This window comes from Bacillus sp. 7884-1, from assembly GCF_002272245.1.
Taxonomy (GTDB): domain Bacteria; phylum Bacillota; class Bacilli; order Bacillales; family Cytobacillaceae; genus Neobacillus.
The window spans coordinates 1-12424 of record NZ_NPDD01000223.1 but is presented as its reverse complement, the minus strand read 5'-3'; the positions used below and the strand labels follow the sequence as shown (position 1 = coordinate 12424).

Here is a 12424-nt window from a genome sequence, read left to right as displayed (position 1 = left end):
GAGGTGGATAACGTTGCAACTTCAGGTAATGAACAGTCCGTTTAATCAGGAGCAGGCGGAACTCCTAAATCGTCTTTTACCTACTTTTACTGAATCTCAAAAAGTTTGGTTGAGTGGGTATCTTGCTGGTGCGGCTTCTGCGCCAATTGCTTCTGTATTAGGCGTACCAAGCCAGCAAACAGCCGATGGTGCAGCTTCAAAAGAAGTGACCATTCTTTACGGATCACAAACAGGAAATGCTCGCGGCTTAGCAAAAAAGGCCAGCACGACGCTTGAAGGGAAAGGGTTCCAAGTAACTGTTTCTGCTATGAGCGATTTTAAACCAAACAATATTAAAAAAGTTAAAAATCTACTTATTTTAGTTAGTACACACGGAGAAGGGGATCCACCGGATAATGCCCTAACATTCCATGAGTTTCTACATGGAAAGCGGGCACCGAAGCTAGAGGACTTACACTTTTCAGTCTTATCTCTTGGAGATAGCTCATATGAATTCTTCTGTCAAACAGGAAAACAATTTGACGCTCGTTTGGAGGAGCTCGGTGGGACTCGACTTTATCCTCGTTTCGACTGTGACCTGGATTATGATGAACCGGCAGCAGAATGGCTTGAAGGAATCATTAGCAGCCTAGGTGAAGCAAAGGAAGGAATTCCTGCACTAGCTCAGGCAGCATCCACACAAACAGTAGAATCAATTTACTCTAGAACCAATCCGTTTAGAGCAGAAGTTCTTGATAATCTAAACTTAAACGGACGAGGCTCTAACAAAGAAACAAGGCATCTGGAGTTATCACTTGAACGATCAGGAATTAGCTTCCAACCAGGCGATAGTCTTGGAATCTATCCGGAAAATGATCCAGAACTTGTCAATTTGCTTCTTGCAGAATTGAAATGGAACCCGGAAGAAAGTGTGACAATTAATAAACAAGGCGAGGTTCTCTCGTTAAGAGATGCCCTTAGTACGTACTATGAAATTACTACTTTAACAAAACCGCTTCTTGAAAAAGCAACAAAGATTACGGCGAATATAGATTTGCAGGAGCTCTTAACCAACAGTGAAAAAGTCAAATCCTATCTTGAAGGACATGATTTACTTGATGTGGTTCGCGAATTTGGACCGTTGAAAAGCACTCCTCAAGAGTTTGTTTCGATACTTAGAAAGATGCCTGCACGCTTATATTCGATTGCAAGCAGCCTAAATGCGAATCCTGATGAAGTTCACTTAACGATAGGTGCTGTCCGTTACAACGCCAATGGTCGTGACCGTAAAGGTGTCTGCTCTATTTTTACGGCAGAACGATTACAGCCAGGAGACAGTGTACCAATCTATATTCAACAAAACGAAAACTTTAAGCTTCCAGCGAATCCTGAAACCCCAATCATCATGGTTGGACCAGGAACAGGGGTAGCACCCTTCCGCTCATTTATGCAAGAGCGTGAGGAAACTGGGGCAGAAGGTAAGTCTTGGATGTTCTTTGGAGACCAGCATTTTGTCACGGATTTCCTTTACCAAACAGAATGGCAAAAATGGCTAAAAGACGGAGTATTAACCAGAATGGATGTTGCTTTTTCTAGGGATACAGCAGAAAAAGTCTATGTTCAACACCGCATATTAGAACAGAGCAAGGAATTGTTCGAGTGGCTTCAAGAAGGTGCGCATGTTTACATTTGCGGTGATGAGAAACATATGGCACATGACGTCCATCAAACGCTTATTGGAATAATTGAAAAAGAGGGAAGCTTGAGCCGAGATGAGGCAGAAGCCTATCTAGCAGACATGCAGCAGCGAAAACGATACCAGCGCGATGTATATTGAGTTGAATTCGTAAAGCTTGTTGTTAAAATTTTAAAGCCGATTTTAACTTTGTTAAAATCTTAAGGCCGATTTTAACTTGGAAATAGTTATTTTGCGCTATAGAATTCAGTTTGTTGGCTCTTTTCTTATTGGAAGTATTCTATTTTCTGCGGAAATCTTGCATATTCATTAAATTTTGTTCCATTTAGCAACAAAGTATAAGAAAAGAGCCCTATTGATACAGTAGTGGAAGGAGATTTTTCATAAATGGTGAAGCAAAAGTTAAAGGCACCTGAAGGCGCGCCAAGTGATGTAGAGCGTATTAAAAGCGAAAGTAATTTTTTACGCGGAACACTAAAAGAAGTAATGCTCGACAGAATCAGTGCAGGCATTCCAGACGATGATAACCGTCTAATGAAACACCATGGCAGCTATTTGCAGGACGACCGAGATCTCCGCAATGAGCGCCAAAAGCAAAAACTTGAGCCTGCCTATCAGTTCATGCTTCGTGTCCGCTTGCCTGGCGGTGTTGCGACACCGTCCCAATGGCTAGTTTTGGATGAGCTGGCTGATAAAAACGGTAACGGAACATTAAAACTTACTACACGTCAAACGTTTCAAATGCACGGGATATTAAAATGGAATATGAAAAATACAATACAAGAAATCCATTCTACGTTATTGGATACAATTGCTGCGTGCGGTGATGTCAATCGTAACGTATTGTGTACCTCAAATCCCTATCAATCTGAGATTCATATGGAAGTATACGAATGGGCAAAACATTTAAGTAATTATTTATTGCCGCGAACAAGGGCTTACCATGAAGTATGGCTTGATGAAGAAAAAGTAGCTGGTAGTCCTGAAGTGGATGATGTTGAACCGATGTATGGACCGCTTTATTTACCACGTAAATTCAAAATTGCCATTGCCGTTCCGCCTTCGAATGATATTGACGTCTTTTCACAAGACCTTGGGTTAATTGCGATTGTAGAAGATGGAAAACTTATTGGTTTTAACGTGGCAATTGGCGGCGGTATGGGAAGTTCACATGGTGATAAAGAGACTTACCCTCAGCTAGCTAAGGTAATCGGCTTCTGTACTCCAGATCAAATTCAAGATGTAGCAGAAAAAGTCATTACCATTCAGCGCGATTACGGTAACCGATCCGAGCGGAAAAATGCCCGGTTCAAGTATACCGTTGACCGACTAGGATTGGAAACCGTCAAGGAAGAATTAGAAAATCGTCTTGGCTGGAGTCTTGATGAGGCAAAACCTTATCACTTTGATGATAACGGCGACCGTTACGGCTGGGTAAAAGGCGTTCAAGGAAAATGGCATTATACCCTTTATATCCAAAACGGCCGTGTTGCGGATTCGGATGATTATAAGCTAAAAACAGCTCTTAAAGAAATTGCAAAAGTCCATAAAGGTGAATTCCGTGTAACTGCAAATCAAAACGTAATTATTGCCGATGTTTCAAGCCAGAAGAAGAAAAAAATTAATGAACTAATTGAACAATATGGTTTAACGGATGGTAGTCACTATTCTGCACTTCGCCGCAGTTCAATGGCATGTGTTGCACTTCCTACATGCGGGTTAGCAATGGCAGAAGCAGAAAGATACTTACCTAAGCTTATTGATAAAATAGAGGACATTTTAGATGAAAATGGTCTAAGGGATAAAGAAATTACCATCCGTATGACAGGGTGTCCAAACGGCTGTGCGCGCCCTGGACTTGGAGAAATAGCATTTATGGGTAAAGCGGTAGGAAAATATAATATGTATCTTGGAGCGGCGTTTGACGGCAGCCGACTCAACAAAATGTACCGAGAAAATATCGGTGAAGAAGAAATCTTGAGCGAACTGCGTGTCATTCTTTCCCGTTACGCGAAAGAACGAGAGCAAGAAGAGCACTTCGGAGACTTCGTCATTCGTGCCGGCATAGTCCAAGCCACAACCGACGGCACAAATTTTCATGCTTAAACATTAGCTTCTTTGCTTCAGGGGAGTTATAACGGAAAATGAACATATAAAAAATAGGATGTGTTAAAGCAAAATACTGATATTGGCACGCTGTTGATTTGTGCGGAAAGCGAAGCGCCTGGTGCACAAATCAACAGCCCAATTTAACACATCCGCCAAAAAACACAAAAAGCAATACAAATTCGCATATGAATTAGTATTGCTTTTTGTATTGACATACAATTTCTCACGGTTAATCTTTGAGATCATAATACAGTGCAACAACAACATCAATATTATTATCAATAAAACTAAGCCGTTCTCTTGAAACCTGCGTCCACTCACTCGAAAAATCCATTGCTGACAAAATATGTCTGAGACTAAAAGAATATCTATCATTTAATTGTGAAATGACATAACTTACTCCTATATGTTTCCCTTCATCTTTTTTCAAAATGTCCTGTATGTCGCTTTTTACCCAATCTGGTGCAACAGCAACCGTTTTTTTTAGCAATACTTCATATTCTTCAAAAAGCATCATTAATTCCTCCTGATTTTTCAAAAAAACCTATATAATAATTTTGCTAAACCAATAATAACCATATGGTAAGTATTGGCCTGATTTACCTTCAACATACAACAACATCCTATAAATATGCAGAATTAGCAAGGGAAAAGAATTTTATAGAATAATCTGAAATTTTAAAAATCGTCTAGTTTTGTCATATTTTAACTTGTTTTATCGAAACGATTTAATAGATTTAAATACATGCTATAATTCTGTTCATGACTAATATATTTAAAAGCATCTGGGTAATTAATAGAGTTAGAGGTGTGTTTTTGTTATGAATATAGTTGATTTAGAAGAGGCAATAAATGAGAAGAGAAACGAAATGATAAAAATAGGTATGACAAAGGGACTGTCTAATAAAGAAACGATAGCTTGCAGTCAAGAACTAGATAATCTTCTTAATGAATACAGAAGGTTAACCATAAACCAGGGAATGCCCAAATCTACCTTTTTATTAGATGATTTTGTAGCGGTTATACAGCATTTTTTCAAATTAGTATCAAGACCTTACAAATTTATTTCTCCTTATAAAGGTGATAGATTCTATTGATGAATGAAATTCTCTATAAGGTATGTATAGACCCACCCCCTTTGACAAGGGTGGGTCTTTTTTTTTTCAAAAATATTTACGTTCGCTGAATCGTAGAAGTAGAGAAGCTTTTTACCATTTTCTGCAGATTTCTATGTGCTTCTCTTAATTTAATTGTTTCTTCGATGATTTTTTGGAATCCTTCAATGTCTCTATCGGACGCATTTAATAGTGTCTTTGGTACACCTTCTGCAATTTGTTGTAGGGTAATATCTTGGCTCATGGCAATGACCACCTTTCAACTTAATCATTAGACTTGCTTTTCGTCTACTTTATTAATTTTAGAAACGTATGAGTTTCTCCTGCATGAACTGTAATAAACTTATCTACATGAATCACCAGATTCTTTTAGAAATAGTAAAGTTCCTGCAAATAACGACGGGAATCCATCTGCCTTGTTAGTCATTTGTAGAAAAATATTTAAATATTCAGTAAATACAAAAAGAGGTACATAAAATTTTGCAGAATAATAGAATAATAGTTGACTTACCTATTGTTTGTAATATAATAAAACCAATAGATTTACTAGGAATTGAAAAAGAGGTGACATTAAATGTATTTAACGATAGATTCTATCGAAAAAAGCTTTATAAATGATAGAAAAGAAAACGTGAAAGTTCTTGATGGGATAATTTTAAATGTTAAAAAAGGCAGTTTTGTTTCGATTGTGGGACCATCAGGTTGTGGGAAGTCTACGCTGCTTTACCTAGTTGCTGGACTCGACAAAGCTGATAGCGGCGAAATCCGCGTCGATGGGAACTTAGTATCAAAACCTGGACCAGAAAGAGTAGTAGTTTTCCAAGAAGCAGGTTTGTTTCCGTGGCTGACCGTATTAGAAAATGTAACCTATGGTTTAAATCTTAAAAAAATGCCTAAAGAAGAGGCGAAGAGAAAGGCACTTGATGTCTTAAAAATGGTTCACCTCAGCCGCTATGTAAATTCATATCCTCACGAATTATCTGGTGGAATGAAGCAGCGGGTTTCAATCGCAAGAGCGTTAGTAATGGAGCCTGACATCTTGTTAATGGATGAGCCTTTCTCAGCATTGGATGAACAAACAAGAATGGTGCTGCATAAAGAACTGCTTGAAATTTGGAGAAAGACAAAAGTAACCATCTTTTTTATCACTCACAATATCAGAGAAGCGGTACTCCTCTCAGAGGAAGTGGTCGTGTTTGCCACTCGTCCAGGCAGGATTAAAGAAATCATTCCCGTGCCAACGATGAAGGATGGAGTAACACCGGACAGTGTTACATTAAATACAGAACAGCGAATTTTATCTATTTTACAAGATGAAATCGAAAAAGTATTGAAGGAGGAAATGGGTGATGACTACAGCTTTAAGACGGATCATCTTCATCGCGGTGATAGCGGTGATATGGGAAGTCACATCTAGATTTTCCAGCCTTCCCGATTTTATGTTTCCCAGCCTTAGTCAGGTATTGGAAACCCTTTTTAACGGCTTACTCAGTGGTCAAATCACATTAGCAATCGGTAAAAGTATAGGACGGATATTACTCGGCTTTACGATTGCTATTATTGTCGGATTGATATTAGGGTACTTCATCTGGCGTTATAAACTCGTCGAAGATACACTTGGATTTGTCGTTACTGCGCTCCAATCAATTCCAAGTATTGTCTGGTTTCCATTAGCGATCATCTGGTTTGGGTTAAATGATTTTTCCATTTTGTTTATTGTAACTATCGGTGCGACATGGACCATGACGGTGAATGCAACAAGCGGGTTTAAAAATGTACCTCAGCTTTATCAGCGTGTTGCTAAGGTATATGGTTCAAGTGGATTTCATTTCCTCCGGACTGTCATTCTTCCAGCATCTGTACCGCAAATCATTTCGGGACTTCGAATTGCTTGGGCATTTTCATGGCGTGCCTTAATGGCCGGTGAACTTCTTGGGGGCGGTGGCGGCCTTGGACAACTGCTTGAAATGGGTCGTTCACTCGGTCAAATGGATTTAGTTATTTCTGTCATGATAATTATTGCAATTATCGGGACCATAGTCGATAATGTTGTTTTTTCACGACTAGAACGCAATGTAGAAGTAAAATGGGGTATTCGAAAAAGAGCTTAATAAAAAAATTATAGAGCCAGGAGAGAAAAATCATGTTTAAAAAATCTATGCTTTACCTATTTATCACCATTTTGTTTATTGGATTACTTAGTGGATGTGCTCAATCTTCCAATGAAAGCGAAGGCGGAGAGGTGAAAAACGTTAAGATCGGGTATTTTCCAAACTTAACACATATCGCAACGATAGTTGCGCTTGAAAAAGGGTATTTTGAAGAAGCTTTCGGTAAGGATGTAACGATTGAAACAAAAACAGTTGCAAACGGCGGACTATTTATGGAAGCAATGGCAACAAAAGCAATTGACGTTGGTACAGTAGGACCTGGTCCATTACTTAACTTTTATGTAAAAAACAAGGAATATCACCTGATTTCTGGTGCAGTAAATGGCGGGGCTGTTCTTGTTGCAGCAGAAGGAAGCGGTGTTGAAAAAGTAGCTGATTTAGATGGTAAAAAAGTGGCAATTCCGGTTATTGGAAGCACGCAGGATGTTATGCTCCGAAAAGCGTTAAAAGAGGCAGAGTTAAAAGCGAAAACAAGTGGAGGTACTGTAGATTTATTCGCTGCAGCACCAGCTGATACAGCTTCTCTATTCATTCAAAAACAAGTTGACGCGGCAGCGACACAAGAGCCTTGGGGATATGTACTTGAAAACCAAGCAAATGGAAAGTTACTTCTAGACTGGGATGAGTTCGCATGGGGCAAGGAATCAACAAATACAGTAGTAGCAGCTAGAACAGACTTTTTGAAAAACAAAGACTTATCTAAGCAGTATTTAGATGCTCACAAAAAAGCGGTAAAATTCATTCAGGACAATTCAGATGAAAGTAAAGAAATTGTCATCAAGCATCTAAAGGATCTAACTGGTAAAGAGTTAAACAAAGAGGAAGTGGATGCAGCATTCTCTCGTTTAGCGGTGACAACAGATGTAAATGAAAAGGTAATTCAGGAAATGGCAGATATCAGTAAAGAAGCTGGATATATTCCAAGTAGTGATATTAAAGGTCTAATCGACTTGTCCTTACTTAAGTAATAATAGAAGGTTTTGGACTCAAATAGGAGTTCAAAACCTTTTTTTAAGGTAAAATAAGGATGAATTTACATAAAGGAAGGGACGATAGAAATGAAATCAACTATTTACTGGACAGGAGAAATGGCCTTTACCGGAAAGACGCCTTCAGGGCATGATTTAAGGATGGACGCGGCACCAGAAGTTGGCGGTCAAAATAGCGGCCCCAGGCCAACTGAGCTTCTCCTATACTCACTTGCAGGCTGTACAGGCATCGATATCGTGATGATTTTGAAAAAAATGCGATTAGAGTTGACGGGATTTGCAATGGAAGTAGAAGGGATGCGGGCAGACTCCGAACCAAAGAAATTTACTGATTTTCATATTCATTACTTAGTAGAAGGCGATCTGCCAGAAGATAAGGTAGTACGCGCGATTCAATTATCAAAAGATAAATATTGCTCAGTATCTCACTCCTTAAGTACAAACATAGTAGCAAGCTATTCGATTAACGGAATAAAAGGCAACCAAGTTTTATAAAAACAAAAAGGATTCAGCTTTTTGCTGGATCCTTTACCTTTTCATAGTGATCATAAAACACTTTAAATAGTCGTTCGTCGCCGCCTCTATCAGGATGGAGCGCCTTTAATATTTTCTTGTATTCCTTCTTGATTGCCTCCATATCAGCCCCAGGTTCTAAACCCAATAAGGAGGTAAGGGTCAAAGGTGGAGAGTCTGAAAGAGCATACTCAGCTTTTAGCATTCTTTTTAATGACCTATTTTTTGCTTGTTCAATCCGAATCGAGGTTTTTAACTGTTCAATTTCTTCTTTGAATTTTTGATTCTCGTGGAACGTTTTTTCCCAATGGTGAAAATCTATCCCAAATTTCTTCGTTTTGAACTCAATCTTCTTTTCCAAAATAAAAGACGCTAAATCAACAGGATTTATTGAGTATTCTAGATTAAGATGCTTGGTTCTTCTTGCCTTGATTTTCCCATCGAGAATCCAACGGATGACAACCTGTTCACTGTCCGTAATCCCCTCAGCCCTAAGCTGATCAGTAACCTCTTTAACATTCAACATAGGATCAACTCATTCTTCATTTGTCTAGTAATTACTAAACTCAATGTATCATATGAAAAATGTTAAAGGTTTACAGGACTATTTAATTTTTATTAAAAATAGTTTTCAATTATCGATTATCTACTTTTTCTGGATACAGGTCATGGTTCATCAACCGGAAAGTCGCCATTTCTTCGAACTTGGTACCTGGTTTCCCGTAGTTACACCATGGATCAATGGAAATACCACCACGTGGAGTGAATTTTCCCCAAACCTCAATATATCTAGGATCTAAAAGCTTGATTAAATCGTTCATGATAATATTGACGCAATCCTCATGGAAATCACCATGATTTCTGAAGCTGAATAAATAGAGTTTAAGAGATTTACTCTCAACAATTTTTTGATTCGGGATGTATGAAATATACATCGTTGCAAAATCGGGCTGATGCGTAAGCGGGCAAAGACTAGTAAATTCAGGACAATTAAATTTTACGAAATAATCACGCTCTGGATGAAGATTATCGACCGCCTCCAAAACCTCTGGCGCATACTCAAATGAGTATTGTGTATTTTGATTACCTAATAGTGTTAAATCCTTTAATCCTTCTTCATGGCTACGGCCAGACATAAAAAAACCTCCAAGTCAAAATGTATCCCAACACTTTTTTAGAAGGAGAGTCCCAGCATCAACTACAGCAAACCACAAGGATAAAAAAACAAAAAGCCACGTCCGGTATGGACATGGCATAGAGTCATGTATCCATAGTTTTTTATAGAGGGTATCAGCTATGAACCTCTCCCGTGTAAGTACGGGTATTATCTTCTCCATATGATAAAGGACATCAGCAAAAACGTCAAATAAAAAATTATGGTTCCTTTTTTTATTTTTTTTATGGTATTATACTAACAGTATAAACCAATAGAGGTTCTAGCCCCCCTCGTTAAAAAAACTAAGATGAAGCTGTACTTCTATCTTGGGGTACGGCTTTTTCTATTTTGGAAGGAGTTTCCTAACATGTTAAAAGATGAAAAAGCCATTGTCGTATTTAGCGGCGGGCAAGACAGCACTACTTGTTTATTTTGGGCGTTACAACAATTTAAAGAGGTGGAGGCAGTCACATTCGATTACAATCAACGGCATAGTTTAGAAATTGAATGTGCCAAAAATATAGCCAATGAACTAGGTGTAAGACACCATATATTAGATATGTCTTTATTGAATCAGCTCGCACCCAATGCGTTAACACGCTCTGATATTGAAGTAAAAGACGGAGAAGATGGTGAACTTCCTTCAACGTTTGTGCCAGGAAGAAACCTTTTGTTCCTTACCTTTGCCGGAGTGTTAGCTCGTCAGGTTGGTGCCAAGCATTTAGTGACAGGTGTTTGCGAAACAGATTTCAGCGGCTACCCTGATTGCCGTGATATTTTTATCAAATCACTTAATGTTACCTTGAATCTATCCATGGATGATAACTTTGTTATTCACACTCCATTAATGTGGCTGAATAAAGCGGAAACATGGGAATTAGCGGATGAATTAAATGCGTTTGAATACGTACGGGAGAATACGTTAACCTGTTACAATGGCGTTATTTCTGACGGCTGTGGGGAATGTCCAGCCTGTGTGTTAAGAAAACGAGGACTCGATGATTTTCTAATTGGGAGGACTAAAAATGTACGGATTTAGAATCGTCGATAAACTGCAGAAAATAGATGAAGACATTCAGCGCAAGGAGTTAAAGTATCATACGAGACGTGTATTGGTAAGCAAGGAATTTACTTTTGATGCCGCACATCACTTACATTGCTATGAAGGAAAATGCAAGAACCTGCACGGCCACACCTATAAAGTAGTCTTCGGGATTAGCGGCTATGTGGATGATAGAGGATTAATGATGGATTTTAGCGATATCAAGGTAATTTGGAAAAATGAAATTGAGATTCACCTGGATCATCGATACCTAAATGAAACACTGCCTCCGATGAATACAACCGCTGAAAATATCGTGGTTTGGATTTATGAAAAAATGCAAGCAGCATTAGCCAAAGAGGAGAATAAGGATCAATTCCTCGGAGCTAGAGTAGAATTTGTCCGGCTTTTTGAAACGCCTACCAGCTATGCAGAAGCAAGAAGGGAGTGGATGGAGAATGAGTAAACTTCCAATTTTTGAGATTTTTGGCCCGACTATTCAAGGCGAGGGGATGGTGGTTGGCCAAGTTACGATGTTTGTTCGAACCGCCGGCTGCGATTATTCCTGCAGCTGGTGTGATTCAGCCTTTACATGGGACGGCAGCGCCAGAGATGATATCAGGCAGATGACTGCAGAAGAAATTTGGACTGAATTAAAAGCCCTTGGCGGGGACAATTTCTCCTTTGTAACCATCTCTGGGGGAAATCCAGCATTACTCAAAAATCTAGATTCACTGATTGATTTGTTAAAAGAAAAGCAGATTACTATTGGAATTGAAACACAGGGAAGCAAATGGCAGGATTGGTTTTTAAAAATCGATGAACTCACCATATCACCTAAACCGCCAAGCTCAAGGATGGAAACAAACCTTGAGATATTAGATTCAATTTTTATTAATCTAGACGAAAACCAGTTTGAGAATAATGTAAGTTTAAAAGTCGTTATATTTGATGAAGATGATCTAGAATATGCAAAAATGATTCACAATAGATACGAAGGCATTCCGTTTTATCTTTCGGTTGGAAACGATGATATCACAAACCCTAATAATCAAGAACTAATACAAAAGCTTCTCCTTAAATACGAATGGCTAGTTAATCAAGTAGTGGTAGACAATCAATTAAACAATGTTAGAGTGCTTCCTCAATTACATGCCCTGCTTTGGGGTAATAAACGCGGTGTTTAAATGATAAGGCCCACCTATAACTATAGGTGGGCTTTTTGGTATGAACAATTACTAACCTCTAATACCGTAGACCATTAATAAAAATACAGTTTATTTTCTTTTATTAAGTTAAGATGAAGTTTGCTTTAAGAGTAGGTAAATATGCTAAAAATCGACACAGCCATAATAAGCAAGAGGTTAAAATCGAATAGGTAGCTCAGGAGTAGTAAAAAATCTGGAGGTGACAAGGTATGAAGAATATTCTTCGAACCGCTGTCCAGCAAAGAAGGCAATACCTTATTGATAAACTGCTTAAAATTGGTGTGTTTAAAAAAGAAGATCGACATTTGTATGAATGGACTTTAAGTGACCTTGAAAGGGAATATGAGTATATGGAAACAAACCCAGTTGAGGGTAAGGTGGAACAAGAAAACCAACAGCTGCAATAATGAACTGTATATACTTAGACACAGGAAAAAGCCGGCTGT

Annotated in this window: 15 protein-coding genes and 1 riboswitch; of the genes, 11 read left to right on the top strand and 4 right to left on the bottom strand. The window is 38.6% G+C overall.

Annotated features, from left to right (window positions below):
• Nucleotides 1-13: 13 nt before the first annotated feature.
• Both CHI06_RS24550 and cysI read left to right on the top strand, forming a co-directional pair.
• Nucleotides 14-1816, top strand: coding sequence for an assimilatory sulfite reductase (NADPH) flavoprotein subunit (locus CHI06_RS24550; RefSeq protein WP_095251187.1), 1803 nt, complete (start codon nucleotides 14-16; stop codon nucleotides 1814-1816).
• 246 nt (nucleotides 1817-2062) lie between these two features.
• Nucleotides 2063-3781 (top strand): assimilatory sulfite reductase (NADPH) hemoprotein subunit, encoded by a 1719-nt coding sequence (gene cysI / locus CHI06_RS24545; protein WP_095251186.1) that lies wholly within the window; start codon nucleotides 2063-2065, stop codon nucleotides 3779-3781.
• Nucleotides 3782-4013: 232 nt separating this feature from the next.
• On the opposite strand, the gene CHI06_RS24540 is transcribed toward cysI, so the two are convergent.
• Complete coding sequence (locus CHI06_RS24540) at nucleotides 4014-4301, bottom strand: hypothetical protein (RefSeq protein WP_142301018.1); 288 nt, start codon at nucleotides 4299-4301, stop codon at nucleotides 4014-4016.
• A 304-nt stretch (nucleotides 4302-4605) separates the two neighbouring features.
• Here CHI06_RS24540 and CHI06_RS24535 point away from each other — a divergent pair, with 304 nt between their 5' ends.
• Nucleotides 4606-4881: an aspartyl-phosphate phosphatase Spo0E family protein gene (locus CHI06_RS24535; protein WP_095251184.1), complete on the top strand. Its 276-nt coding sequence runs from the start codon at nucleotides 4606-4608 to the stop codon at nucleotides 4879-4881.
• A 76-nt stretch (nucleotides 4882-4957) separates the two neighbouring features.
• On the opposite strand, the gene CHI06_RS24530 is transcribed toward CHI06_RS24535, so the two are convergent.
• Nucleotides 4958-5143: a hypothetical protein gene (locus CHI06_RS24530; protein WP_045515772.1), complete on the bottom strand. Its 186-nt coding sequence runs from the start codon at nucleotides 5141-5143 to the stop codon at nucleotides 4958-4960.
• Nucleotides 5144-5473: 330 nt separating this feature from the next.
• On the opposite strand from CHI06_RS24530, the gene CHI06_RS24525 reads away from it, so the two are divergent.
• The 4 genes from CHI06_RS24525 to CHI06_RS24510 all read left to right on the top strand — a co-directional run bounded on the left by CHI06_RS24525 (nucleotide 5474) and on the right by CHI06_RS24510 (nucleotide 8554).
• Nucleotides 5474-6316, top strand: coding sequence for an ABC transporter ATP-binding protein (locus CHI06_RS24525; RefSeq protein ID WP_095251183.1), 843 nt, complete (start codon nucleotides 5474-5476; stop codon nucleotides 6314-6316).
• On the top strand, nucleotides 6249-7010 hold the full coding sequence (locus CHI06_RS24520) for an ABC transporter permease (RefSeq protein WP_095251182.1): 762 nt from the start codon (nucleotides 6249-6251) through the stop codon (nucleotides 7008-7010). The genes CHI06_RS24525 and CHI06_RS24520 overlap by 68 nt, the downstream gene beginning before the upstream one ends.
• Nucleotides 7011-7042: 32 nt before the next feature.
• On the top strand, nucleotides 7043-8038 hold the full coding sequence (locus CHI06_RS24515; RefSeq protein WP_095251181.1) for an aliphatic sulfonate ABC transporter substrate-binding protein: 996 nt from the start codon (nucleotides 7043-7045) through the stop codon (nucleotides 8036-8038).
• 90 nt (nucleotides 8039-8128) lie between these two features.
• Complete coding sequence (locus CHI06_RS24510) at nucleotides 8129-8554, top strand: OsmC family protein (RefSeq protein WP_095251180.1); 426 nt, start codon at nucleotides 8129-8131, stop codon at nucleotides 8552-8554.
• Between the two features lie 13 nt (nucleotides 8555-8567).
• Here CHI06_RS24510 and CHI06_RS30240 read toward each other — a convergent pair whose 3' ends face one another.
• Together CHI06_RS30240 and queF are read right to left on the bottom strand one after the other, a co-directional pair.
• Nucleotides 8568-9098 carry a J domain-containing protein gene (locus CHI06_RS30240; protein WP_095251179.1) on the bottom strand — a complete coding sequence of 177 codons (531 nt, stop codon included), beginning with the start codon at nucleotides 9096-9098 and terminating at the stop codon, nucleotides 8568-8570.
• Between the two features lie 109 nt (nucleotides 9099-9207).
• Complete coding sequence (gene queF / locus CHI06_RS24500; protein WP_095251178.1) at nucleotides 9208-9708, bottom strand: preQ(1) synthase; 501 nt, start codon at nucleotides 9706-9708, stop codon at nucleotides 9208-9210.
• Nucleotides 9709-9836: 128 nt separating this feature from the next.
• A riboswitch (PreQ1 riboswitch) is annotated at nucleotides 9837-9883 on the bottom strand.
• Nucleotides 9884-10095: 212 nt separating this feature from the next.
• Here queF and queC point away from each other — a divergent pair.
• The 4 genes from queC (at nucleotide 10096) to CHI06_RS24480 (ending at nucleotide 12385) form a co-directional block, all read left to right on the top strand.
• Nucleotides 10096-10767: a 7-cyano-7-deazaguanine synthase QueC gene (gene queC / locus CHI06_RS24495; protein WP_095251177.1), complete on the top strand. Its 672-nt coding sequence runs from the start codon at nucleotides 10096-10098 to the stop codon at nucleotides 10765-10767.
• A complete protein-coding gene (queD, locus tag CHI06_RS24490; protein ID WP_095251176.1) occupies nucleotides 10754-11236 on the top strand; it encodes a 6-carboxytetrahydropterin synthase QueD in 483 nt (160 codons plus the stop codon). Before queC ends, queD begins: the two co-directional genes overlap by 14 nt.
• Nucleotides 11229-11957 carry a 7-carboxy-7-deazaguanine synthase QueE gene (gene queE / locus CHI06_RS24485; protein ID WP_095251175.1) on the top strand — a complete coding sequence of 243 codons (729 nt, stop codon included), beginning with the start codon at nucleotides 11229-11231 and terminating at the stop codon, nucleotides 11955-11957. Before queD ends, queE begins: the two co-directional genes overlap by 8 nt.
• A 230-nt stretch (nucleotides 11958-12187) precedes the next feature.
• A complete protein-coding gene (locus tag CHI06_RS24480) occupies nucleotides 12188-12385 on the top strand; it encodes a Fur-regulated basic protein FbpA (protein ID WP_095251174.1) in 198 nt (65 codons plus the stop codon).
• Nucleotides 12386-12424: the final 39 nt, after the last annotated feature.

Coding starts and splice junctions, on each gene's coding strand:
- CHI06_RS30240 (WP_095251179.1), bottom strand. CDS start 9,098: ATGTTGAATGTTAAAGAGGTTACTGATCAGCTTAGGGCTGAGGGGATT.
- CHI06_RS24540 (WP_142301018.1), bottom strand. CDS start 4,301: ATGATGCTTTTTGAAGAATATGAAGTATTGCTAAAAAAAACGGTTGCT.
- cysI (WP_095251186.1), top strand. CDS start 2,063: ATGGTGAAGCAAAAGTTAAAGGCACCTGAAGGCGCGCCAAGTGATGTA.
- CHI06_RS24535 (WP_095251184.1), top strand. CDS start 4,606: ATGAATATAGTTGATTTAGAAGAGGCAATAAATGAGAAGAGAAACGAA.
- CHI06_RS24530 (WP_045515772.1), bottom strand. CDS start 5,143: ATGAGCCAAGATATTACCCTACAACAAATTGCAGAAGGTGTACCAAAG.
- queD (WP_095251176.1), top strand. CDS start 10,754: ATGTACGGATTTAGAATCGTCGATAAACTGCAGAAAATAGATGAAGAC.
- queC (WP_095251177.1), top strand. CDS start 10,096: ATGTTAAAAGATGAAAAAGCCATTGTCGTATTTAGCGGCGGGCAAGAC.
- CHI06_RS24525 (WP_095251183.1), top strand. CDS start 5,474: ATGTATTTAACGATAGATTCTATCGAAAAAAGCTTTATAAATGATAGA.
- queE (WP_095251175.1), top strand. CDS start 11,229: ATGAGTAAACTTCCAATTTTTGAGATTTTTGGCCCGACTATTCAAGGC.
- queF (WP_095251178.1), bottom strand. CDS start 9,708: ATGTCTGGCCGTAGCCATGAAGAAGGATTAAAGGATTTAACACTATTA.
- CHI06_RS24520 (WP_095251182.1), top strand. CDS start 6,249: ATGACTACAGCTTTAAGACGGATCATCTTCATCGCGGTGATAGCGGTG.
- CHI06_RS24515 (WP_095251181.1), top strand. CDS start 7,043: ATGTTTAAAAAATCTATGCTTTACCTATTTATCACCATTTTGTTTATT.
- CHI06_RS24480 (WP_095251174.1), top strand. CDS start 12,188: ATGAAGAATATTCTTCGAACCGCTGTCCAGCAAAGAAGGCAATACCTT.
- CHI06_RS24510 (WP_095251180.1), top strand. CDS start 8,129: ATGAAATCAACTATTTACTGGACAGGAGAAATGGCCTTTACCGGAAAG.